This window comes from Vibrio celticus (genome assembly GCF_024347335.1).
GTDB classification, from domain to species: Bacteria; Pseudomonadota; Gammaproteobacteria; order Enterobacterales; family Vibrionaceae; genus Vibrio; species Vibrio celticus.
Genome location: NZ_AP025463.1, coordinates 196,383 through 218,086 on the forward strand (window position 1 = coordinate 196,383; position 21,704 = coordinate 218,086).

15 protein-coding genes and 2 pseudogenes are annotated in these 21,704 nt (G+C 46.6%); 4 read left to right on the forward strand and 13 right to left on the reverse strand.

Annotated features, from left to right (window positions below; all coding sequences use genetic code 11):
- Nucleotides 1-56: 56 nt before the first annotated feature.
- The 4 genes from aroQ to OCV19_RS00920 all read right to left on the reverse strand — a co-directional run bounded on the left by aroQ (nucleotide 57) and on the right by OCV19_RS00920 (nucleotide 5,473).
- Entirely contained in the window at nucleotides 57-506 is a 450-nt protein-coding gene (gene aroQ / locus OCV19_RS00905; RefSeq protein ID WP_010435475.1) for a type II 3-dehydroquinate dehydratase, read from the reverse strand.
- Nucleotides 507-828: 322 nt separating this feature from the next.
- Nucleotides 829-2,778 (reverse strand): acetate--CoA ligase, encoded by a 1,950-nt coding sequence (gene acs, locus OCV19_RS00910; RefSeq protein ID WP_065677326.1) that lies wholly within the window; start codon nucleotides 2,776-2,778, stop codon nucleotides 829-831.
- A 218-nt stretch (nucleotides 2,779-2,996) separates the two neighbouring features.
- Nucleotides 2,997-3,629: a 3'-5' exonuclease gene (locus OCV19_RS00915; protein ID WP_017062708.1), complete on the reverse strand. Its 633-nt coding sequence runs from the start codon at nucleotides 3,627-3,629 to the stop codon at nucleotides 2,997-2,999.
- Nucleotides 3,630-3,640: 11 nt separating this feature from the next.
- A complete protein-coding gene (locus tag OCV19_RS00920; RefSeq protein ID WP_065677327.1) occupies nucleotides 3,641-5,473 on the reverse strand; it encodes a DUF294 nucleotidyltransferase-like domain-containing protein in 1,833 nt (610 codons plus the stop codon).
- A gap of 232 nt (nucleotides 5,474-5,705) precedes the next feature.
- Between OCV19_RS00920 and OCV19_RS00925 the strand changes: the two genes are divergently transcribed.
- Entirely contained in the window at nucleotides 5,706-6,902 is a 1,197-nt protein-coding gene (locus OCV19_RS00925; RefSeq protein ID WP_065677328.1) for a 3-phenylpropionate MFS transporter, read from the forward strand.
- Nucleotides 6,903-7,020: 118 nt separating this feature from the next.
- Nucleotides 7,021-10,452: a hybrid sensor histidine kinase/response regulator gene (locus OCV19_RS00930; RefSeq protein WP_065677331.1), complete on the forward strand. Its 3,432-nt coding sequence runs from the start codon at nucleotides 7,021-7,023 to the stop codon at nucleotides 10,450-10,452.
- 85 nt (nucleotides 10,453-10,537) lie between these two features.
- Here OCV19_RS00930 and aspA read toward each other — a convergent pair.
- Nucleotides 10,538-10,807: pseudogene (gene aspA, locus OCV19_RS00935) on the reverse strand (aspartate ammonia-lyase); the annotation flags it as partial.
- 90 nt (nucleotides 10,808-10,897) lie between these two features.
- On the opposite strand from aspA, the gene OCV19_RS00940 reads away from it, so the two are divergent.
- Nucleotides 10,898-11,659, forward strand: a complete 762-nt coding sequence (locus OCV19_RS00940) for an IS5 family transposase (RefSeq protein ID WP_086738309.1) — start codon at nucleotides 10,898-10,900, stop codon at nucleotides 11,657-11,659.
- Between the two features lie 27 nt (nucleotides 11,660-11,686).
- On the opposite strand, the pseudogene OCV19_RS00945 reads toward OCV19_RS00940, so the two are convergent.
- From OCV19_RS00945 to OCV19_RS00960, 4 genes and pseudogenes are all read right to left on the reverse strand, one after another.
- Nucleotides 11,687-12,808 (reverse strand): annotated as a pseudogene (locus tag OCV19_RS00945) (class II fumarate hydratase); the annotation flags it as partial.
- 12 nt (nucleotides 12,809-12,820) lie between these two features.
- Nucleotides 12,821-13,207 (reverse strand): hypothetical protein, encoded by a 387-nt coding sequence (locus OCV19_RS00950; protein ID WP_081090254.1) that lies wholly within the window; start codon nucleotides 13,205-13,207, stop codon nucleotides 12,821-12,823.
- A 200-nt stretch (nucleotides 13,208-13,407) separates the two neighbouring features.
- On the reverse strand, nucleotides 13,408-15,111 hold the full coding sequence (locus OCV19_RS00955) for a sodium:solute symporter family protein (RefSeq protein WP_065677172.1): 1,704 nt from the start codon (nucleotides 15,109-15,111) through the stop codon (nucleotides 13,408-13,410).
- A 10-nt stretch (nucleotides 15,112-15,121) separates the two neighbouring features.
- The gene (locus tag OCV19_RS00960; protein ID WP_010435433.1) at nucleotides 15,122-15,388 is read right to left on the reverse strand and encodes a DUF4212 domain-containing protein; all 267 of its coding nucleotides are present in this window, start codon (nucleotides 15,386-15,388) and stop codon (nucleotides 15,122-15,124) included.
- Between the two features lie 413 nt (nucleotides 15,389-15,801).
- Here OCV19_RS00960 and OCV19_RS00965 point away from each other — a divergent pair, with 413 nt between their 5' ends.
- On the forward strand, nucleotides 15,802-17,553 hold the full coding sequence (locus tag OCV19_RS00965) for a potassium/proton antiporter (protein WP_065677171.1): 1,752 nt from the start codon (nucleotides 15,802-15,804) through the stop codon (nucleotides 17,551-17,553).
- On the opposite strand, the gene OCV19_RS00970 is transcribed toward OCV19_RS00965, so the two are convergent.
- The 4 genes from OCV19_RS00970 to pyrI all read right to left on the reverse strand — a co-directional run bounded on the left by OCV19_RS00970 (nucleotide 17,550) and on the right by pyrI (nucleotide 21,694).
- Entirely contained in the window at nucleotides 17,550-18,179 is a 630-nt protein-coding gene (locus OCV19_RS00970; RefSeq protein WP_065677170.1) for a response regulator, read from the reverse strand. The genes OCV19_RS00965 and OCV19_RS00970 overlap by 4 nt on opposite strands.
- 212 nt (nucleotides 18,180-18,391) lie before the next feature.
- Nucleotides 18,392-20,239: a protein-disulfide reductase DsbD gene (locus tag OCV19_RS00975; protein ID WP_065677169.1), complete on the reverse strand. Its 1,848-nt coding sequence runs from the start codon at nucleotides 20,237-20,239 to the stop codon at nucleotides 18,392-18,394.
- Between the two features lie 175 nt (nucleotides 20,240-20,414).
- The gene (locus OCV19_RS00980; RefSeq protein ID WP_004729722.1) at nucleotides 20,415-20,903 is read right to left on the reverse strand and encodes an arginine repressor; all 489 of its coding nucleotides are present in this window, start codon (nucleotides 20,901-20,903) and stop codon (nucleotides 20,415-20,417) included.
- A gap of 326 nt (nucleotides 20,904-21,229) precedes the next feature.
- Nucleotides 21,230-21,694: an aspartate carbamoyltransferase regulatory subunit gene (gene pyrI, locus OCV19_RS00985; RefSeq protein WP_004729721.1), complete on the reverse strand. Its 465-nt coding sequence runs from the start codon at nucleotides 21,692-21,694 to the stop codon at nucleotides 21,230-21,232.
- Nucleotides 21,695-21,704 lie beyond the last annotated feature (10 nt).

Sequence of the window (21,704 nt, forward strand, 5' to 3'; positions counted from 1 at the left end):
TGTTAATTGAACTTACTCTATGACTGAGTAGGTTAGTAATAGTTCGTTGTTTATGTTTACTTTGAGTTGAGCTTGCTGAGCGCAGCGGTCAAAGCAAATTGATAACCTTGGGCACCTAAGCCACAAATCACACCTTCTGCTTTATCAGATAGGTAAGAGTGGTGACGGAATGGTTCACGCGCGTGAACATTCGATAGATGAACCTCAATAAATGGGATGGCAACGCCAAGTAGTGCATCACGCAGTGCCACACTGGTATGTGTAAAGGCTGCTGGGTTGATAATAATAAAATCAACATTTTGATAAGCACTATGGATAGCTTCAATCAGTTCATACTCACGATTTGACTGTAAGTGAGATAGCTCAACATCGTGTGCTTTCGCTTGCTCGGTCAGTGAGCTAATAATCTGGTCAAGTGTTTGAGAACCGTAGTGTGCAGGCTCTCTAAGGCCTAACAGGTTAAGGTTTGGGCCATTTAAAACTAGAATGCGAAACTTTGTAGACATCGTGGGGCTATCTTCCTTTATCGTGTTTACGAACGTGAATGTTGCCATTTTATTGAAAATTTGCGGTTAATTTCCAGTGAGAAAAACCCAAATTTAAAAATTAGAACCAGATTATAGCTAATTCAGCGCAAATCGCAGCAATTTACTGGTCTAATCTCCTATTGATACAGCTTGGAATTGTTACCAACTTAACAAAAAAGCGTCTTAGCCTTAATTTGGGGCGGGATATTTGAGATCAAGATCAGCCATAAAAAAACCGCCACATAGGTGACGGTTTAGAAAGTGCTGTTTTAAACAGTGATTAGCTGCTGTGACTGGTTGCTTATGCCAGTTCGGCTTTCTCGGCAATCAGCTTATCAACCACGCTTGGGTCGGCTAGGGTTGAGGTATCACCTAGGTTACCTGTATCGCCAGTCGCGATTTTACGCAGGATACGACGCATGATTTTACCCGAACGAGTTTTTGGTAGAGAGTCAGTCCAGTGCAGTACATCTGGCGTTGCAATTGGGCCAATCTCTTTACGTACCCAGTCTTTCACTTCTTTATGAAGCTCTGCAGTTGGGAACTCACCATCATTCAGCGTGATGTAAGCGTAAATCGCTTGGCCTTTAATATCATGAGGGATACCCACAATCGCGGCTTCTGCAATCTTATCGAACGCGACTAGAGCCGATTCAATCTCAGCGGTTCCCATACGGTGACCTGATACGTTAAGCACATCATCGACACGACCAGTAATCCAGTAGTAACCGTCTTCATCGCGACGAGCGCCGTCACTGGTGAAGTACATGCCTTTAAAGGTCGAGAAGTAAGTCTGTTCGAAGCGGTCATGATCGCCATGAACGGTACGCATTTGTCCTGGCCAAGAGTCAAGAATCACTAGGTTGCCGTCTGTTGCGCCCTCAATGATATTACCCATGTTATCAACCAACGCTGGTTGCACACCGAAGAATGGACGAGTTGCAGAGCCCGGTTTCAGGTCTGTTGCGCCTGGTAGCGGTGCAATCAAGATACCGCCCGTTTCTGTTTGCCACCATGTATCAACAATTGGAGACTGCTCATTACCGATTGTTTTGTAATACCACTCCCACGCCTCTGGGTTGATAGGTTCACCCACTGAGCCCATGATTCTTAGGCTGTCACGAGAAGTACCTTCAATGGCTTCATTGCCTTTCGCCATCAATGCACGAATAGCCGTTGGCGCAGTATAAAGAATATTAACTTGGTGCTTATCGACCACTTCGCTCATGCGGCTGGTGTTCGGATAATTTGGCACGCCTTCAAATAGAATCGTTTTTGCGCCATTAGCAAGCGGCCCGTAAACAAGGTATGTGTGGCCAGTAATCCAACCCACATCCGCTGTACACCAGAAAGTCTCGCCTTCTTGGTAATCGAACACGTATTTGAATGTCATCGCTGCATAAACAAGGTAGCCACCTGTAGTGTGCATAACGCCTTTAGGTTTACCTGTTGAGCCTGACGTGTAAAGGATGAATAGTGGATCTTCTGCGTTCATCTCTTCTGGTGGGCAATCTGCAGATGCATTAGCAATAGCATCGTGCCACCACACATCGCGATGTTCGTGCCATGCCACATCACCGCCAGTGCGTTTGAATACAACAACCTTCTCGATGTTTTTCACTTCAGGATTCGTCAGAGCTTCATCGACATTCTTCTTCAGTGGAACCGCACGGCCGCCACGCACGCCTTCATCGGCAGTGATAACGACTTTAGAATTTGAATCGATAATACGACCAGACAGTGCTTCTGGTGAGAAACCACCAAATACGACTGTGTGAACCGCACCGATACGGGTACACGCCAGCATGGCTACTGCCGCTTCTGGCACCATTGGCATGTATAAACAAACCACATCACCTTTGCGTACGCCTTGCTCTTTTAGAGCATTTGAAAATAGGCACACTTCTTTGTGTAGTTCATTAAAAGTTAGAGTTTTGTCATCAGCCGGGTCATCGCCTTCCCAGATGATAGCGACTTCATCACCGCGCTCAGCAAGGTGGCGGTCGATACAGTTAGCCGAAACGTTAAGCGTGCCATCTTCAAACCAGCGAATATCAATGTGGCCAGGGTCGAAAGAGGTGTTTTTTACTTGTGTGAAAGGTTTGATCCAATCAACGATTTTTCCGTGTTCACCCCAAAAGCCTTCAGGGTCAGAAACAGATTGCTGGTACATGGCTAGGTAAGTGTCATTATCCGCGTGTGTGGTTGATTTAATATTTTCTTTTACCGGATAAACGTGGGCTTCACTCATTGCATCTCTCCTTGTGCCTACATTCCTAATGAACTGGCAACTTCCTTTGTGTTCAGTTTCTAGGTCTATTACAGAACCATCTTTGTGTTATCACTCTCGGCTAGGACGGCGATTTCCACAATTAGACTTTAGGATGAGACGCTGCTTTTCACTTACAAAATAGCGAGTTAAGTTCATTTTTGAGATGTTGCTCTCTATGTGAAACGCCAGTGGTTGAATTAAGAATAAGAAGAGTTGAAACGGGGCAGATCACCATGTTTCAGACGCACAAAGATCAGCGCAGCGGAGATAGCATCTTGTAATGCATCATGTTTATTGACCGGTATCGGTAAATCGAGCTGGCGACAGATGGCGTCCATACTGAGATCAAAATAGGCATTGGGCAGCTGTCTTTCGAGTTTGTCTTGGTAGAGTTGACTCACTTCGACTAATCGATTAGGCAGTGGAAATCCAAGCTGTTTTAAACAGGCGCGGTCGAGAATTTTTTTATCATAGCGGATGTGATAGCCGACTAAAGGACGATTTCCAATGAAGTTCAGTAGCTCGATTAAAGCCTGTTTTTCTTCGATGCCATGCTTTAGATCTTGATGACGAATGCGGTGGATTTTTATTGAATTGCAATCAAGCGATTGCGGGGCGCGCAATCGGACTTCAAAAGGTTGGCTGGTAATGATTCGGTTACCGATGATCTTGGTCGCGGCAATAGTGACCAATTCTGCCTGATTGGGGTCTAGGCTGGTGGTTTCACAATCGAGCGATACATATTCATGATCAATAGGCGCAGTAAACAGAGGCTGATAGAGAGAGCCTTTGAGCTTGTGATGCCAGTAATAGCGAACCAACCTATTCATCGTTCAATCGCCTAATCCCGTATCTGATAGTGGTAGCCGAGCCATTGCTTGAATTTCTTCACCACGTGCAGGCTATGACGAAGCAGATCTCTGTCTGCTCGCTCCATCAGTTTGACGTTAATCTTGTTGCTGCTGTGCTGCTGAGAAAGCCTTTGGGTTAAGCGCCACTTAAAGAATTGCTTGAGTGCTTCACTGAGATTATCGGCAGTACTTTGCTCAAGCACTTTCTTGCTGACCAGTTGCTCAATGCGTTCGAAGGTGTTGTTTACGGTGACACCATGCTCAAGACAAAGTGCTCTCACACCATGCACGATAGGGAAAATACCACCTTTTTTGATATCGAGCCCTGACTTGGATTGCTTCACATTGCCAAATAGGGTGAGGGGGACCGAGAAGTTCAGCGCTGGGCGGCAGAACTCCGTCAGAATCAATTCTTGTCCGAGCATTAAATCACTGAGGTGCTGTTTGACTGGTTTTAATAGCTCTCTATTCCCCGCCACAGCGTGTGCATCTGCCATGATCGCAATATCCATCACGGTGTCTGGCGTGGCTTTTTTTACCCAATGGGTGAGGGTTTGTTTCCACTCTTGTTCTGAATGCACCCATTTCGGATTGTTGACCATTACGTTGCCCGGGCACAGTGGGTAACCCAATTGTTGAAGGGTATGGGTGAGGTCGTTCATGGCACTTTGGCATTGATGCCACTCCAAACCATCTTGAATTATTAGCGCGTTGTCTTGATCGGTTTTGAGAATTTGTTCGCCACGGCCTTCGGAACCCAACACGATTAGGCAGCAATGATTATGCAGTGCAGGCGGGATCACCAACTCAAAAGCCTTCTCTATGATCTGTTCGTTGACCGCAGAAATCAGTTCCATGATAAAGCGTGTGCGAATCCCATTACTGAGCAAGCTCTCGACCAGTTGACGCTGTTTGTTGGATGCCATTGCCAACTCTTCAACGCTGGTGGCGCGCGCAATACGCAAAGTGAGAACGTGGGAGTGTGTGGAGAATGCACTGAGGATCTGTGTCATATCCACCATGCCGACCGCATTTTTACCATCACAAACCATCAACCTTTTTACTCGATTTCTGGTCATGGTAATCATGGCGTTAAATAAGAAATCACCTTGGTTCACGTGCATCACCGGAAACGTTGCGATCTCTCCGACAGGTGCATCCAGTGGGAAATTATCGAGCATCACAGCATGCAATAAATTGGTTCGAGTGACGATTCCATACGGCAAGGAACATGATGATCCAAAAGCTTTTGGAACATCATGTTCCAAATGAACTAGGGCCGAGTCTAACCCTTGTTCTTTAAGGGTTTGAGTGACTTGGTTGATAGGTTGGTTTGGTTCAAGTATCAGTGGTGGGTGGTAGATAGAGTCATCCACTTTGGTCAATATAAACTCGGCAAGATTCTGTTGCTGCTGGGCGGCTTCTATCAAAGCTTTTCGTGTTGATAGGTTGCTATCAAAGTAGGCCGCGAATTGGCCATTGGCGTGGTAAAGCTCAAGAAAAATATCGGTGGGCAGCAGATAACTTAATGTATCTTCGAGTGCGATATATTGGTGTTTGGTGTGAGGTTCAAACTGGCTGCGGACATCAAAAATATCGTCATTGGCATAATGTGCGTAAATCTCGCCATCACTGCTTGCGCGCTCTTCAACAGCCCCTTTGATCAAAATATGCAGGTGTCGGCTCGGCCTTTCAGCTTCCAGTATCACTTCTTGGGAGCGGTAATAAACCACGTCTAATGAAGAGCGAAGCTTCAACTGTTCGGCGTCGGACAGGCTATCGAAGGGTGGGTGCTGCATATTAAATTTGTCAGGCATAAGCATCACAAGAAGAAATGGGAGTCTTTAATCAGTCTGACAAAATACCAGCGAAGCTCCAGACGACTTTAGTCTAAATGCGAGTATGGGTATTGATGAGCGTGAAATCTCTTGTTGAAATGCGATATTCAGACCCATTGAATATGGGAATACTATCCCAGTAATAATTCCCTTTTTCATCGTATGCGAGATAGGCATAATTGGTGCTGCCTTTTTCCGCACACTTTATAGGTCATTTATGTTTAGCCCTTCACCCTATGGCTGGATCTCTCAGTATTTTCTTGGTTTCTTTTTTGCGTATGGCGTGTATTTGCCATTTTGGGCGTTGTGGTTTGAAGACCAAGGCGTGTCTGCTGGTGATATTGGTGTATTGATTGGTATCGGATTTGCGACTCGTTGTGTGGCTAACCTAGTGATTACGCCGCGTATCCATAAAGTGGAACACTTGATGCCAGCGCTACGCTGTTTGAGTTTCGCTGCGCTGCTGTTTGTTGGCTTCCACTTCTTCACCGGTGGCAGTTTTGTACTGATGTTGTTGGCAACGGTACTGTTTAACCTCTGTTGTGGGCCGATCATTCCTCTTTCTGATGCGATGGCTAACCATTACAGTCGTTTGAAAATGCTCGACTACGGCCGAACTCGCCTTTGGGGGTCAATTGCCTTTATCGCAGGCTCAACGGTGGTTGGCTATTTGGTGGCACAATTTGGCACCGACATGATTTTGTATACTGCACTTGCGGGCGTGTTGTTGTCATTGATTCTGGCGATGAGAAATCCCAATGTGATGCCAGTAACGCAATCTGAGCAACAAGCGGCGCGACCAAAACTAGGTGAACTGCTGCGTGAGTCGTCAGTGGTAAAATTTTTATCCTTGATGGCGCTGCTGCAAGGTAGTCATGCGGCTTACTACAGTTTTAGTGCGATTTATTGGAAAGAAGCGGGTCACTCAGAAGCGATCATCGGTTACTTGTGGAGCTTAGGTGTTGTTGCTGAAGTGGCCGTATTTGCTCTGAGCAAGCGATTATTCTCAGGCTGGTCACTGCGTACTTTGTTTGTCGTCGCGGCTATTGGGGTGATGGCGCGTTGGGGTATTACCGCATCAACGACAGCGATTTTCGCACTGGTTATGGTGCAGTTGCTGCACGGTGTGACCTTTGCCATGGCACACATCGCCGCGATTCAATACATCCAATCTGAAGAACAAAACAAGATGGTTGCGCTACAAGCCCTGTATAACGCGATTCCATTAGGTGCCTTTATTGCACTGATGACCACCTTAAGTGGTTGGGGTTATGAGCTTTGGGGTGCAAATATCTTCTGGGGTATGGCTGCAATGGGTGCACTTGCTCTGTTCATTAAGTTGGATGAAAGAAGTTCAGTGGTTGAGATTAATCAATCAGATTCGGAACAGTCAGAATCTCACAGCAAATGCTGATAATTAGAGTCTAAAGCACAGAATTTAAGCGATGCGATTGAGTTAATCACCCATCCTTAGTTAAATGAAACCTCTCCCTTATGGAGAGGTTTTTTTATGGATGAAGAAAGGGTTTTTAATGCAAGGATGGATAGTAATTCCAGTCTCTTTAGCCTACTTGGGCGTGTTATTTCTGATCGCTTGGTATGGAGACAGGCAGGTTCGTTGGCTATCGCGTTGGCGCCCGTGGATCTATAGCCTTTCGATTGCCGTGTATTGTACCTCTTGGACCTTCTATGGAACGGTCGGGCAGGCGAGCAATAACCCTTGGTCCTTTTTACCCATTTATCTCGCCCCGATTCTGGTCTTTACACTAGGCTGGCGGATCTTGGCGCGGCTGATTCTGATTGCGAAGCGGGAACACATCACCTCCATTGCCGACTTTATCGCGGCTCGTTATGGAAAATCTCAGGGCTTAGCGGTGGCGGTGACGGTTATCGCCGTGGTCGGTATCCTTCCTTATATCGCTCTGCAACTGCGTGGTATCACCATGGGGTTGGATATTGTTGCGCCCAACCTAGCGGCTGACTTTGGTTATCAGGACTATCACGTATCTTGGTTCGTGGTCGGTGCTTTGGCTATTTTTACCATGCTGTTTGGTACAAGACACATTGATAACACAGAACATCACCGTGGCATGATGATGGCGGTGGCGTTTGAATCCATCGTTAAGCTCGCGGCATTCCTGATCGTTGGCCTGTTCATCATGTATCTGGCGATGAGCAGCGACAAAATCGACCTGCTTGATGTGGCGGCTTCCACCTACGAATCACCCAATATTCCGACCTTAATTATTCATACCGTTTTGACCATGTTGGCGATTGTCTGTTTGCCACGCCAGTTCCATACCATGGTGGTAGAGAACGAACGTCCTCAAGACCTGCACACCGCTCGCTGGTTGTTTCCGCTTTACCTGATTTTGATGGGACTGTTCGTGCTGCCAATTGCTTGGGCAGGACAAGGGCTACTTACTGGTATGCCAGCGGATACCTATGTGATCAGTGTGCCAATGTCAGAAGGGGCTAATCACATTGCCTTGCTGGCTTTCCTTGGTGGTACGTCTGCGGCAAGTGGCATGGTGATAGTGTCGACCATCGCCTTGGCGATCATGGTGTCGAACGATTTAGTAATGCCACTGTTACTGCGCCGTATGCGCCTAACCCAAAGAACCCATCGACATTTTTCTGGTCTGTTATTGGTGATTCGCCGCGGACTAATTTTACTGCTGTTGCTTGGTGCTTGGCTGTTTTATCAAGCGCTCGATACCATTCATTCACTGTCAGCGATTGGCTTTCTTTCGTTTGCTGCGATTGCTCAATTCGCGCCAGCACTTATTGGTGGTTTGTACTGGCGCCCGGGTAACCGCAAGGGCGTGTATGTCGGTTTAATGGTTGGCTCCTTGATTTGGCTTATCACCCTAATGAGCCAAACCAGCATGTTGGCGGGCGATAGTGAAAGTAACCTTTTACTGTGGATTATTACGCCACCAGAGTTACTCAGCAGTTGGGATATCAGCAGCTCAAACTGGGGAATTGTGCTGAGTATTGTGCTCAATACCTTGTGCTATGCCGTGGTTTCGATGACGACTCGCCCAAGCCTAAGTGAGCGCTTACAATCGGCGGCATTTGTTGGCACGCCACTGCCTGAGAACGAGAATATCAGCCTCTATCAGAATCGCGTGACAGTCGCTGAATTAGAGATGCTGGCGTCGCGTTTTGTAGGCCGTAAGCGTGCCAAAAGTGCCTTACACAGCTACTGGCAACAACACGGTCAGCCGCTGCTTCCTAATCAACAAGCGCCTGCAAGTCTGATTCGACACGCAGAGCGCGTGCTCGCAGGTGTATTTGGTGCTTCGTCTGCTAAGTTAGTACTTACTTCCGCTTTGCAGGGAAGAAACATGCAGCTTGAAGAAGTCGCGACCATCGTGGATGAAGCTTCAGAACTGTACGACTTCAGCCGTGGTTTACTGCAAGGAGCGATTGAACATATTGGCCAAGGCATCGCAGTAATAGATAAACAAATGAGGCTGGTGGCGTGGAATCAACGTTACTTAGAGCTGTTTGAATTTCCTGCGGGTTTGATTCAGGTTGGGCGACCCATTTCCGATGTGATTCGCCATAATGCCGAACAGGGTTTGTGTGGTCCGGGTGACCCAGAAGATCACGTTCGTCGCCGTGTTTATCACCTTGAGCAAGGCACTCGACACACCTCTTCCCGTATTCGCCCTGATGGTCGAGTGATTGAGGTGCAAGGTAACCCGATGCCAAGTGGTGGCTTTGTGATGAGTTTTACCGATATCACGGTATTCCGACAAGCAGAGCAAGCCCTAAAAGATGCCAATGAAAGCTTGGAATCGAGAGTGCATGAGCGAACTCAAGAGCTCGAAAAACTGAATCATCGTTTGGTAAAAGCCACGCAGATTTCGGATCAAGAATCACAATCTAAGAGTCGTTTTCTAGCCGCGGTAAGCCACGATTTGATGCAGCCACTCAATGCCGCACGTCTATTTGCTTCGTCACTTTCTGAGGTAGCAAAAGAGCAAGAGGTGAAGCAATTATCATCTCACATCGAGAGTGCACTTGGCGCCGCAGAAGATTTGATTGGTGACTTGTTGGATATCTCTCGATTGGAGTCCGGAAAGTTAGAAACCAACATTCACGCGATTGCCGTGCACGATGTGCTAACCAACTTAAATGCGGAATTTAGTGCCCTAGCGAGACAACAGAAAATTGAGTTTAAGATGATTCCATCGTCATTGTTCATTCACTCTGACCCTAAGCTGTTAAGGCGTGTGATTCAGAACTTTTTGACCAATGCGTTCCGCTATAACCCGGAAGGGAAAGTGGTACTGGGTGCGAGAAGAGTGAATGGACAGGTTCGAATCGATGTGTGGGATAACGGAACCGGTATCGATGAAGACAAGCAACAAGAGATCTTTGAAGAGTTTACTCGTGGCAGCCAAGTACGAGCTGATCAAGGATTGGGGTTAGGGCTGGCTATCTCGAAAGGTATTGCTCATGTGCTTGGCCATCAAATTTCGATGCGCTCATGGCCGGGCCAAGGCAGTGTCTTTTCAATCACCTTAGCTCGAGCGGAAAAAGTGGCTCCAGTTGTGCAAGCTTCGACGCCAATGGCGACCAGTGACATCGAACATCTGAAGATATTGTGTGTCGACAATGAACGAGAAATCTTAGTCGGCATGGAAAACCTGATTGGCCGCTGGGGCTGTGAGGTTAAGACGGCGGTTGATCTGGTCGAAAGTTTGCAGTGCCTAGATGAAGGTTGGCTGCCAGATGTCATTTTCTCAGATTACCGTTTGGATAATGGCAGAACGGGTCTCGAAGTATTACAGCAGTGTCGCTTGCGCCTTGGAGATTCTTTTGAAGGGGTCATCATCAGTGCCGATAGAACCGATGACATGTTGGCAGCGATAAAGGCCAACAGCTTTAGCTTTATTGCCAAGCCAGTGAAGCCACTCAAGTTAAGAGCGGTCTTGAATCGGGTGAGTTAGTTTAATTAACTCTTAGAGATTAAAAAGGCCTCAGGAGAGGCCTTTTTTGTTTCTGTGGATGACTATTCGCTTGTTAATTCAATAACTAACCCGCAATGCCACCCTGTGTCAGTGTGGTTGGATCAAGCAGCTTGCTGAGCTCTTCTCGGCTAAGATCGGTTTCTCTTTCTGCTATATCCAGAATTGGTAGGCCTTCTTTATAAGCTTTCTTGGCAATATCAGCCGCCTTCAAGTAGCCAATCACAGGGTTAAGTGCGGTCACTAGGATTGGGTTCTTTGACAGTGCCAAATCGAGGTTATCTTGGCGTACCGTGAAGGTCGCGATGGCTTTATCTGCCAATACGACAGAACTATTAGGGCGTGTTGATCTTTCGTGAGTGTTTTTTGAACAGCATGGTAAAGAGTTATAATTTGCTTCGCCAAAAGTAAAACCATAACCAATACCATGCCAAGAACAATGCTAACTGATATTCGCTGGGAACTGCTACTCCAAGTTATGAAAAGTACAGGTCGTATTTACGATAAAACTGAACATCGAATGACATTTGAAGGAATACTTTATCGAATGAGAACAGGTATTCCTTGGCGAGATCTACCCTCTGAGTTCGGAGAGTGGAGTACCGTTTACAGACGATTTAATCTTTGGTCAAAGAAAGGGATTTTAGATAATCTTTTCAAAAGCTTATCTAACATGGCTGATTTTGAATGGGTATTTCTTGATGGCTCTATAGTTAGAGCACATCAGCATAGTACAGGTGCAGCTACTGAAAGTTCAGAGCAAATAGGAAAAAGTCGCGGGGGCAACTCAACCAAAATTCACTTAGCCGTAGATAGTGGTGGCCTGCCGATTTGCTTTGATTTATCAGAGGGACAACGCCACGATATAGTGCATGCCGAAAGCTTAGTTGAGCAACTCGATGAAGTTAATACCATCGTTTGTGATAAAGGATATGACAGCGAACCTTTCCGTATTTTTGTTAAGGAACGTGGCGGAGAAACGGTAATTGCTAAACGCAATTACGGACAAGATATAGACAAAGACAGTATGGATTGGTGTTTATACAAGTATCGTCACTTGGTCGAAAATGCCTTTGGGAGAATTAAGCATTATCGAGCTATTTCAAGTAGATATGACAAGCTAGAAAGGAATTATGCCAGCATGTTATCGCTGGCATTCATGTTAATGTGGCTACCGATGTATTGTTGAACGCGAAATGTACAGCAAAGATCAACACGCCCTAGCTAATAACTCAATACTTTCCAACACGTTATGAGCAATCACTGGCAGCATCACATTGAGTTGGAAGTTACCTGATTGTCCAGCTACGGTAATGGTGGTGTCGTTGCCAATTACTTGCGCCGCCGCCATAGCCGCTGCTTCTGGAATCACAGGGTTTACTTTGCCCGGCATGATAGACGAGCCTGGTTGTAGCGCCTGCAATTCAATTTCCCCTAAGCCAGCCAACGGCCCAGAGTTCATCCAGCGAAGATCGTTTGAGATCTTCATGATCGCAACTGCTGCAGTTTTGAGCTGCCCAGAAAGCGCAACGATCACGTCTTGACTGCTGAGGTTAAAAAAGAAGTTTTCACTCGAGCTAAAACTGATCTTTGTCGATTGAGACAGGTTACTCGAAAATTTATTGGCAAAGCGTGGGTCAGCATTGATCCCTGTTCCAACCGCAGTACCACCTTGTGCTAAAGCCTTGATAGCGGGCAGGGTGCTCTCTATTGCTTGCTTAGCGTGTTCTATCTGAAATTTCCAACCACCTAGCTCTTGAGCAAAGGTCATTGGCATCGCATCCATTAGATGAGTGCGGCCGGTCTTCACGACCTCTGCAAGTTCCTGTTGCTTGATAGTGAGTGCTTCCGCAAGGTGAGTTAATGCTGGTAACAGCTTATTTTCAGCCATCAAAGCGACGCTCACTTGAATTGCGGTTGGCACCACATCGTTACTGCTTTGGCCCATGTTAACGTGATCATTGGGATTCACGTCGCCTTGCAAGCTTCTTGAGGCAAGCGTAGCAATTACTTCGTTGGCATTCATGTTTGAGCTGGTGCCAGAACCGGTTTGGTAGACATCGATCGGGAATTGATCGAGATGTTTGCCCTCAATGATCTCTTGGCTGGCTTCGGCTATCGCATTGGCAATATCACCCTCCAGTAGACCTAACTGAGCATTGGTATCTGCCGCTGCCTGTTTAATTAACGCCAGTGCTTGAATAAAACTGGTCGGCATCTTGTGTGAGCTAAACGCGAAGTTATCCGCTGCACGCTGAGTTTGTGCTTGGTATAGCGCATCGGCAGGGACTTTCACTTCGCCCATGCTGTCTTTTTCAATCCGAAATTGTAGGGTCATGTTCTATCCTTGTTAGCCAAGTGGGGCTTGGACTTGTTGTAGTGTTTGGCTGAGATTCAAAAAACGCGCTTGGCCTTGCGGTTGCTGGCAGTAGTGGCGCTTCAAATAAAATAGTGGTGAGTGAATAGAGTCTAGGCAGATATGACGAAAGGCGAAACTGCGCTCAGGAGACTCAATCGCTTCAATCAAATGAAAGAAAACTTGGCGTAGATACAGCTCGCACAACAAGATGTTTTCTTGAGCGGCATGTTTTTCATAGTAAGCCGAAAGCGTCAGTGCACACTCGATATACTCTCGAATTACAAACGGCTCATGGCCTTGAACTTGTTCTAATGAAGCAAAGCGATCCTGTGCTTTGTAAAACCTCGAATAGAGAACCTGCTGCTCTTTCATCATCATCTGCATCTCTTTATTAGATGTTAATGATAATTATTATCAAATGAGATTTTAAAAACAACCCTTTGTTTCTCTTTTTATAAAGTGAGCAGAAAAAGAAAAAGCCGATACACGAAGTATCGGCTTTCTGGAGTCAGTACCTAATCCCTACAATGTAAGTACTGATTCATTTTTTGCTAAACATCTTTGTTTAGTGGTTGTGCTTAGTGGTCGTGAGCTTCACCTGCACCTTTCGGGTAACGGATGTTCTCAACCATCTCTTGTACATCTTCTGGAACTTCAGCTGTCACTTTGTTCACTGCAATTGATACTACAAAGTTTAGACACATACCTAGCGTACCGATGCCCTCTGGGCTGATACCAAACCACCAGTTTTCAGGTGTGCTTGCTGCTGGGTTAATGAACTTGAAGTAGATGATGTAGCTTGCTGTGAAGGCAATACCTGACAACATACCTGCAATTGCGCCTTCCTTGTTCATCTTCTTGTAGAAGATACCTAGGATAATCGCTGGGAAGAAGGATGCTGCGGCTAAGCCGAAGGCAAACGCTACTACCTGTGCTACAAAGCCTGGTGGGTTAATACCTAAGTAACCGGCACCGACAATCGCGACCATGGCTGCCAGACGAGCGGCTAACAGCTCCTGCTTGTCGGTCATGTTTGGTCTGAAGCCTTTTTTCAACAAGTCATGTGAAATCGACGTTGAGATGACCAATAGTAGACCCGCGGCTGTTGATAGTGCGGCTGCTAGGCCACCGGCTGCAAGCAGTGCTACAACCCAGTTTGGTAGTTTCGCTAGCTCTGGAGAAGCCAGTACGATGATGTCACGGTTAATCTTCATCTCGTTGCGCTCATCGCCCGAGTAGAACATTTTGCCATCGCCGTTCTTATCTTCCCAACCTACTAGGCCAGTGCTTTCCCAGTTTTTGTACCAGCTCGGTGCGTCTGCTGCTGCGACACCTTGCATGTCAGGGCCGTTGATTGTTTCGATCATGTTTACACGAGCGAATGCTGCAACGCCTGGTGCTGTTGTGTATAGCAATGAGATGAACAGTAGTGCCCAACCCGCTGAGATACGAGCATCACGTACTTTTGGTACCGTGAAGAAACGAATGATTACGTGTGGAAGACCCGCAGTACCGACCATTAGAGCCGCACAGATGAAGAATACATCTACCATGCTCTTGTTACCTTCGGTATAGGCGGTAAATCCGAGTTCTTCGGTCAGTCCATCCAGTTTATCAAGAAGGTAAACATCTGTGCCTGATAGCGTAGAGCCCATACCAACTTGTGGAAGTGGGTTACCTGTCATCATGATTGAGGTAAAGATTGCTGGAACAAGGAAGGCGAAAATGAGGACACAGAATTGAGCTACCTGCGTATAAGTGATGCCTTTCATGCCACCTAGTACTGCGTAGAAGAACACAATACCCATACCAATGATGATGCCTAGGTTAATATCAACTTCTAGGAAACGAGAGAATACAACGCCCACACCACGCATCTGGCCTGCAACGTACGTAAACGATACGAAGATTGCACAGAATACCGCTACCATACGTGCCGTTTTCGAGTAGTAACGCTCACCGATGAAATCAGGAACCGTAAACTGACCGAACTTACGTAGGTAAGGTGCTAAACATAGCGCAAGTAGTACATAACCACCTGTCCAACCCATTAGGTAAACCGCACCGTCGTAACCAACGAATGAGATGATACCTGCCATTGAGATGAATGATGCTGCCGACATCCAGTCAGCGGCGGTTGCCATGCCGTTTGCTACTGGGTGTACACCACCGCCAGCAACGTAGAACTCACTAGTCGACCCTGCACGAGCCCAGATTGCGATGCCGATATATACCGCAAAAGTAATACCGACGAGAATAAACGTCCAAGTTTGAATATCCATGTTCTAGCCTCTAGTCTTCCTGTACGTTGTATTTTTTGTCGAGCGCATTCATGCGGACAACGTAAATAAATATCAGCGCCACGAAGGTGTATATCGAACCTTGCTGAGCGAACCAAAATCCTAGCTTGAACCCGCCAAACTGAACGGTATTGAGGGCATCCACAAATAAGATGCCAGCGCCGTAAGACACCGCAAACCAGACCGCGAGCAGTGTTCCCATAATTCCCAAGTTTTCCTTCCAGTAGGCTTGAGCATGTTCCGTAGATTCGAACGCCATTGCCTTCTCCTTTATTCCGTTTTCGTAGAAACCGTTTTTGTAAATGGCTGTGTTAACGTAATGTTACGATTTAGAATGTAGCAAGGATAAGTAAAGGGATCTGTGCAACTTTAGTCGGGACGCGATTAGCGCTAATCCACTGAAATATGGGAGTTGGAAGACATAACCATAGAAAAATGTGATGTTACAATGTTGTTAAATTAGCCTAAGGTCTAACAAAAACGCATGAATTAGTATGCGAGTCATAAAATTTAACAACTAAATGACCGAGAAACGGTATTTAGTCCTGCATATGACACGAAGCGAAACATAAGTTTGTTATAGTATCAGCGGCACTTTTACCGACCGTGCCTTGCTTAACGGCAGAAGATCAACAGGCTTAAAGCTCGGGTTTTATTCTTTGGGGGGACGAATTGGACGCAATAACTATTAACCACTTATTTTTAACTGGTGCGGTGCTCATCGCTATCAGTGTGCTTTTTTCGCAAGTGTCCTCTCGCTTGGGCGTTCCTATTCTTTTGATCTTCCTTTTCGTTGGCATGCTAGCCGGTGAAGATGGACCCGGTGGCATTAATTTTGATGATTACTCACTCACTTACTTGGTGAGTAACCTTGCGCTTGCTGTGATCTTGCTTGATGGCGGTATGCGAACCAAGGTTGCGAGTTTCAAGGTCGCATTTTGGCCGTCGCTCTCGCTCGCGACAATAGGCGTGGCATGTACCGCTACTCTCACTGGTTTAATGGCCGCGTGGCTGTTCGATTTGTCATTGATGCAGGGCATTTTGGTTGGCGCGATTGTCGGTTCAACCGATGCGGCAGCGGTATTTTCTCTGTTGAAAGGGCAGAGCCTCAATGAGCGTGTTGGCTCAACCCTAGAAATTGAATCCGGTACCAACGACCCAATGGCGGTGTTCCTGACGGTGACCTTAATTGCGCTGTTGGGCACGCCTGATGCTGAAATGGGGATGAACTTCCTACTGAAAAGTTTCGCGATGCAGTTTGGTATCGGCACCCTTGTTGGTATTGGTGGTGGTTGGGTTCTATGGAGTCTAATTAACCGAGTGCAGCTGGCCGATGGCCTTTACTCGATTCTGGTGCTCAGCGGGGGCGTGGCTCTGTTTGCGTTCTCTAACATGCTTGGTGGTAGTGGCATCTTATCGATTTACCTAGTCGGTCTGTTCATTGGTAATCGTCCAACTCGCTCTCGACACTCTATCCTTAATGTTCTTGATGGCATGACGTGGCTAAGTCAGATCGTGATGTTCTTGGTGCTGGGGCTATTGGTTACGCCATCGACATTGATGGACATTGCACTTCCTGCGTTAGCATTGGCTTTCGGTATGATCTTGTTTGCTCGCCCGTTGTCTGTTTGGTTGGGTTTACTGCCGTTCAGAAGCTTTACCACCAAAGAACGTTGGTTTGTTTCTTGGGTAGGTTTACGTGGCGCTGTGCCGATCATTTTGGCGGTGTTCCCGATGATGGCTGGGCTGCCTAATGCTCAACTTTACTTCAACATCGCCTTCTTCGTGGTTATGGTTTCGCTGATTGTTCAGGGCGGTAGCTTGATGAAAGTGGCGAGGTTGGCTCAGGTGACCTTACCACCCACACCGACACCGATTTCTCGTACCGGCATGGAGATTTATCCGACCAGTGAGTGGGAGATATTTGTCTACAAGCTGAAAGAGGAAAAGTGGTGTGTTGGTGAACCGCTTAAGCGTTTGTCTATGCCAGAAGGGACGCGAATTACGGCACTGTTTAGAAAAGATGCTTTGCTTCACCCATCGGGCAGCACTGTGTTAGAGGCGAACGATATTCTCTGTGTGCTTGGCCAAGATAAAGACCTAGATAGCTTAAGTGCGCTATTCAGTGAGGCTCCTCTAGCTGAAGAGGCCGCCCGATTCTTTGGTGATTTCTTCTTGGATGTCGAACTATCGGTTGCAGCGGTCAGTGATTGTTATGGTATTGAACTGGGCTCGGAAGAAGAGCGAGAAATGACCCTAAAACAATTGGCTGAGCGAGAGCTTGGTGCCCACCCTGTATTAGGCGATAGTTTTGTGTGGCATGACATTACTTGGGTGGTTGCAGAGATAGATGATCATAAAGTCGTCAGGTTGGGTTTATGTTTACCAAAGACGACTTTAGAAGAGGATATAAGCGAAGCTTAGTTGTGGACTTCTTGTAGCAAGATAACCGCCTGAGTTCGGTTTTTCACATCCAGTTTACGGAAGATGGCTGTCATATGTGCCTTGATGGTCGCTTCCGAAACATTCAATTCATAGGCGATTTGCTTGTTCAGTAGGCCGTCTGAAAGCATCCCTAACACCTTGTATTGCTGAGGCGTCAGTGTGGAAAGCTTTTCCGCAAGGTCGCTACAGGCTGCATTGTTGGTGATAAGCCCTTCAGGAAAGAACGGGTCGCCATTCAGTACTTGATTCAGTGCACTCACCAACTCACGCATATCACTCGACTTAGGAATAAAGCCAAAGGCACCGTGGCTTTTCACCTGAGTGACCACGCTAGCATCTTCACTGGCAGAGACCACCACAATCGGTAGATCAGGGTATTCAGCGCGAAGTTGAATTAAGCCTGACATGCCATTGGCACCCGGCATTTTAAGGTCGAGAAGCAACAGGTCTGGTTCATCTTCTTTTTTTAGCAGAGTCAGTAAGGCATCGAGGGAATCAGCCTCAAGCAGGTTCGCACCACTGATCGCCATATGAACTGACTGAAACAGGGCGTTGCGAAAAAGAGGATGGTCATCAGCAATGATGATGGTATAGGTCGAGTCCATGACGTTCATACTTTTAACAATTTAGTTAATATTTATTATCATCCTGATTGAGTATGTGGACAATATCTATGCATTAAAAGTCTGAACCATATCGACTTTTATCCCCGGAATAAGAAAGCGTTACTCGGAATAGCAAAAAAGCCGCACTGTCATCTCGTTACGGAGGGGCAGTGCGGCTTTCGATTCGGCTTATATTTTAGTGAATATTGCCGTTATAGCTGGTGGTCTTGCATGTGTTTTAAGAATACATCTGCCGGCATAAAACCAGTGACACGAGCATTTGGAACATGGTTACCCTCACCATCCCAGAACTCTATAGTTGGCAAACCGAGCACTTGTAATTGTTTAAGCAGTTCAATGTCTTGAGGCATGTTTCTTGTCACGTCAGCCTGAAGCAGGACGAAATCAGAAAGCTTGTTCTCAACATCAGCTTGGTGGAAGGTGTACTTCTCAAACTCTTTACATGCCACACACCAATCGGCGTAGAAGTCGAGCATCACTGGCTTACCGAGTTTCTTCGCTTCGATGAGCTGGATTTCTAATTCTTCAACCGTGTTGATGCGTGCAAATTGGATTTGCTGTTCAACCACCACGCTCTTTTCTGCAAACCAGTAATTGAGCGCAGGTTGAGCTGATGCGAACAGACCAAGCATCGCGATGATACCCACAGCACTCTGCTTCCAGCCACCAAATGGCAGTGCATTCTTGCTGTGGTAAAGCCAACCAAAGGCGATGAAGCCTAATCCAGACCAAAGCACAGTTGCCCACAATTCAGGGATAATACGCTCCAGCAGGAAGATAGGCGCGGCAAGCAAGATAAAGCCGAATACGATCTTCACCTTGTCCATCCAGCTGCCCGCTTTAGGCAATAGCTTATTACCAAATACCGCAACTAAAATCAGCGGAATACCCATACCCATCGCTAATGCATACAGAGCAATCGCACCGGTAAATAGGTCGCCACTCTGAGCCACATACAGCAGCGCGCCTGACAATGGCGCCGTGGTACAAGGTGAACACACCAAGCCAGAGATAGCGCCCATCGCGAATACGCCCAAGGTATTACCACCTTGCTGCTTATTGCTTTGATTGTTGAGCCAAGTTTGAATGCTGCTCGGCAGTTGTAGGTTATAAACGCCAAACATCGACATTGCTAACGCTACGAACAGAACACTCAGCGCGATCAGCACGTAAGGGTGTTGCATCGCAGCTTGGAACTGCATTCCCGCCGAGGCAACCACTAAACCTAATAGGGTGTAGGTTAGCGCCATGCCTTGCACGTAGATGAAGGACAACATCAGCGCACGACCTTGGCTGAGCTTGCCACCACCTAAAACGATACCCGTTAGAATCGGATACATAGGCAGCACACACGGCGTAAAGGCTAAACCAACACCGAGCGCTAAGAACAATAGGGGGGTCCACCAACTGTCACCGAGCTTATCGGCTAAGCCTGCTTCTTTCGATACTGAGGCATTTGGCTGTTGAGTCGTGTTACTTACAACGTCTGCTTTCGGAGAAGTTGGTTGCGTAGAAACATCGGTTTCGTTGCTAGCAGAAGATGAAGCTTGTGAGTCACTACCTTGCGAATTAGCAGAACCTGTTGCTGTGAACGGTTCAATGTCGATGACTCGAATCTCTGGTGGGTAGCAGAACCCTGCGTCCGCACAGCCTTGATACTTAACGATCAGCTGTGAGCCATCTTGGTAACTCTGTAGAGGAACTTGCACGAATAACGGCTGAGTATAAATGCTCACTTCACCGAAGAATTCATCTTGGTGCGGCTTACCATCTTCTAATTCAACATTACCGATAGCGAGATTTTGCCCGGTGAACGAGAGGCTATGTTGATAGAGGTAGTAGCCCTCTTTTACTTGCCAGTCGAGAAGCACCTTGCCGTCTTGCTGGTAGTAATTGAAAGGGAAAGCTTGGTCTACAGGGACAAAACCATTGTTATTGCCTCCGAAGCTTGGCTCGGCGTTGTCGTTCCCAAATAGCGCCCACGCAGGCTGGGTGAATAGGGAAACACAAACAAAAAGTAATGTGGCAAGTCGTCGCATACTATTTAGTCATCAAAATGGAGTTGAAGGTATCTTAACTCAATCAGACCGTAATAGTTTGTGATTAGTTTCATCGACCAGTAAATATCCGCTAGGGCGGGTGAGCCACTTTCTTAGGTAATCGAGAGAGGGTTAGCAGCGCAACTGCAGTGAACTGCCCTTGCCAATAATACATTTAGGCAACACCCAAACGTGCTCTTACTACTTGTTCGCAAGCATCAATGTTCATCGTGTCTTTCGGGATAATTAGCACGGTGTCATTGCCGCCAACCGTACCGATAATCTCGGTATGTGGGTCGATATCAACTAATCTTGCGACCAACTGTGCGCAACCAGGGTTTGTTTTTACGATCACCATCGCTTGGTTGTGAGTAATCAATTCGATTTGTGATGAGATTGAGGCATCGACACGCACAGGTGCGCTTTCAACCGTGATGCAGTAAACCTTTTTACCACAGGCATTCTGAATTTTGACAACGCCAAGCTGTGACAAAATGCGAGAGACAGTCGATTGGCTGATACCTGTATAGCCAATGTCGACGAGTTTCTCGCGCAGTTGATTCTGGGTCGAGAAGCTTTGTTGTTGTAGTAAGCGTTTGCACGCGGCAGTCAGTGTTTTATCTTCAGCTGAATACAAGCAACCGTGCTCAGTGATTTGGTTCATGAACAACTCCTTAAGGTCAACGTGTTGATATCGCTTGTCCATAGCGCAGAACGCACTCCCAAAGCCGTAGAGTACGATTGTTAATTAGAGCTTACCGATGAACCCCGAAATAAGAGGGAGGGTATGCGAGATGTATGATCATCTATTCATTGAGTCTAACACTAAAGGATAGTTATCTTTTTGAAGGCGATCACCAAACAAAATTCTGGTTAATTGCTTTTATTGCGGAGTTTTATTCTTTGGTTAAATGGATATTTATTCCGTGTTGGGAATAAATATCCATGAATTATTAAGGTTTTTTGTTGCGGAGGTAATAGCGTTAAGGGTTAGCGAATTTCACTCATGATCTCGCGAGAGAATACTTTTTCACAGTAGTGACATTTTAGCTGTACGTTTTCGTGTTTTAGCTGCACTTTAAAGCTACTTTCGACAGGTTCACCGTGCGAAATACAGTTGCTATTTGGGCAAGCGAACACACTGTTGATTTGTTCTGGCAGCACAAGTGTTAGCTTGTTGACCACTTTGTACTCTTCAATCTGATTCACAGTCGCTTGTGGAGCGTACAGAGCCAATTGGTTGGCTTGTTCCTTGGTCAGAAAGATGTTCTCAATCTTGATTAGGTCTTTGTTGCCGAGCGCTGATGATGGCAGGTTTAACCCCATCGTGATGCGTTGTTCTGTTTTATGCAGCTTGAACAGTTTGAGAATTTTAATCCCAAGATGAGCAGGGATGTGGTCAATCACGCTGCCGTTACGGATCGCTTCTACTTGTAGCTGAGTTTGTTTAACCATGACTGTATCT

Bases quoted from the DNA above. Each gene is read 5' to 3' on its own strand.
- OCV19_RS00920 (WP_065677327.1), bottom strand. From the start codon at position 5,473: ATGCTTATGCCTGACAAATTTAATATGCAGCACCCACCCTTCGATAGC.
- OCV19_RS00975 (WP_065677169.1), bottom strand. From the start codon at position 20,239: ATGCGACGACTTGCCACATTACTTTTTGTTTGTGTTTCCCTATTCACC.
- OCV19_RS00930 (WP_065677331.1), top strand. From the start codon at position 7,021: ATGCAAGGATGGATAGTAATTCCAGTCTCTTTAGCCTACTTGGGCGTG.
- OCV19_RS00925 (WP_065677328.1), top strand. From the start codon at position 5,706: ATGTTTAGCCCTTCACCCTATGGCTGGATCTCTCAGTATTTTCTTGGT.
- aroQ (WP_010435475.1), bottom strand. From the start codon at position 506: ATGTCTACAAAGTTTCGCATTCTAGTTTTAAATGGCCCAAACCTTAAC.
- OCV19_RS00955 (WP_065677172.1), bottom strand. From the start codon at position 15,111: ATGGATATTCAAACTTGGACGTTTATTCTCGTCGGTATTACTTTTGCG.
- OCV19_RS00970 (WP_065677170.1), bottom strand. From the start codon at position 18,179: ATGGACTCGACCTATACCATCATCATTGCTGATGACCATCCTCTTTTT.
- pyrI (WP_004729721.1), bottom strand. From the start codon at position 21,694: ATGGTTAAACAAACTCAGCTACAAGTAGAAGCGATCCGTAACGGCAGC.
- acs (WP_065677326.1), bottom strand. From the start codon at position 2,778: ATGAGTGAAGCCCACGTTTATCCGGTAAAAGAAAATATTAAATCAACC.
- OCV19_RS00950 (WP_081090254.1), bottom strand. From the start codon at position 13,207: ATGATGATGAAAGAGCAGCAGGTTCTCTATTCGAGGTTTTACAAAGCA.
- OCV19_RS00915 (WP_017062708.1), bottom strand. From the start codon at position 3,629: ATGAATAGGTTGGTTCGCTATTACTGGCATCACAAGCTCAAAGGCTCT.
- OCV19_RS00940 (WP_086738309.1), top strand. From the start codon at position 10,898: ATGCCAAGAACAATGCTAACTGATATTCGCTGGGAACTGCTACTCCAA.
- OCV19_RS00960 (WP_010435433.1), bottom strand. From the start codon at position 15,388: ATGGCGTTCGAATCTACGGAACATGCTCAAGCCTACTGGAAGGAAAAC.
- OCV19_RS00980 (WP_004729722.1), bottom strand. From the start codon at position 20,903: ATGAACCAAATCACTGAGCACGGTTGCTTGTATTCAGCTGAAGATAAA.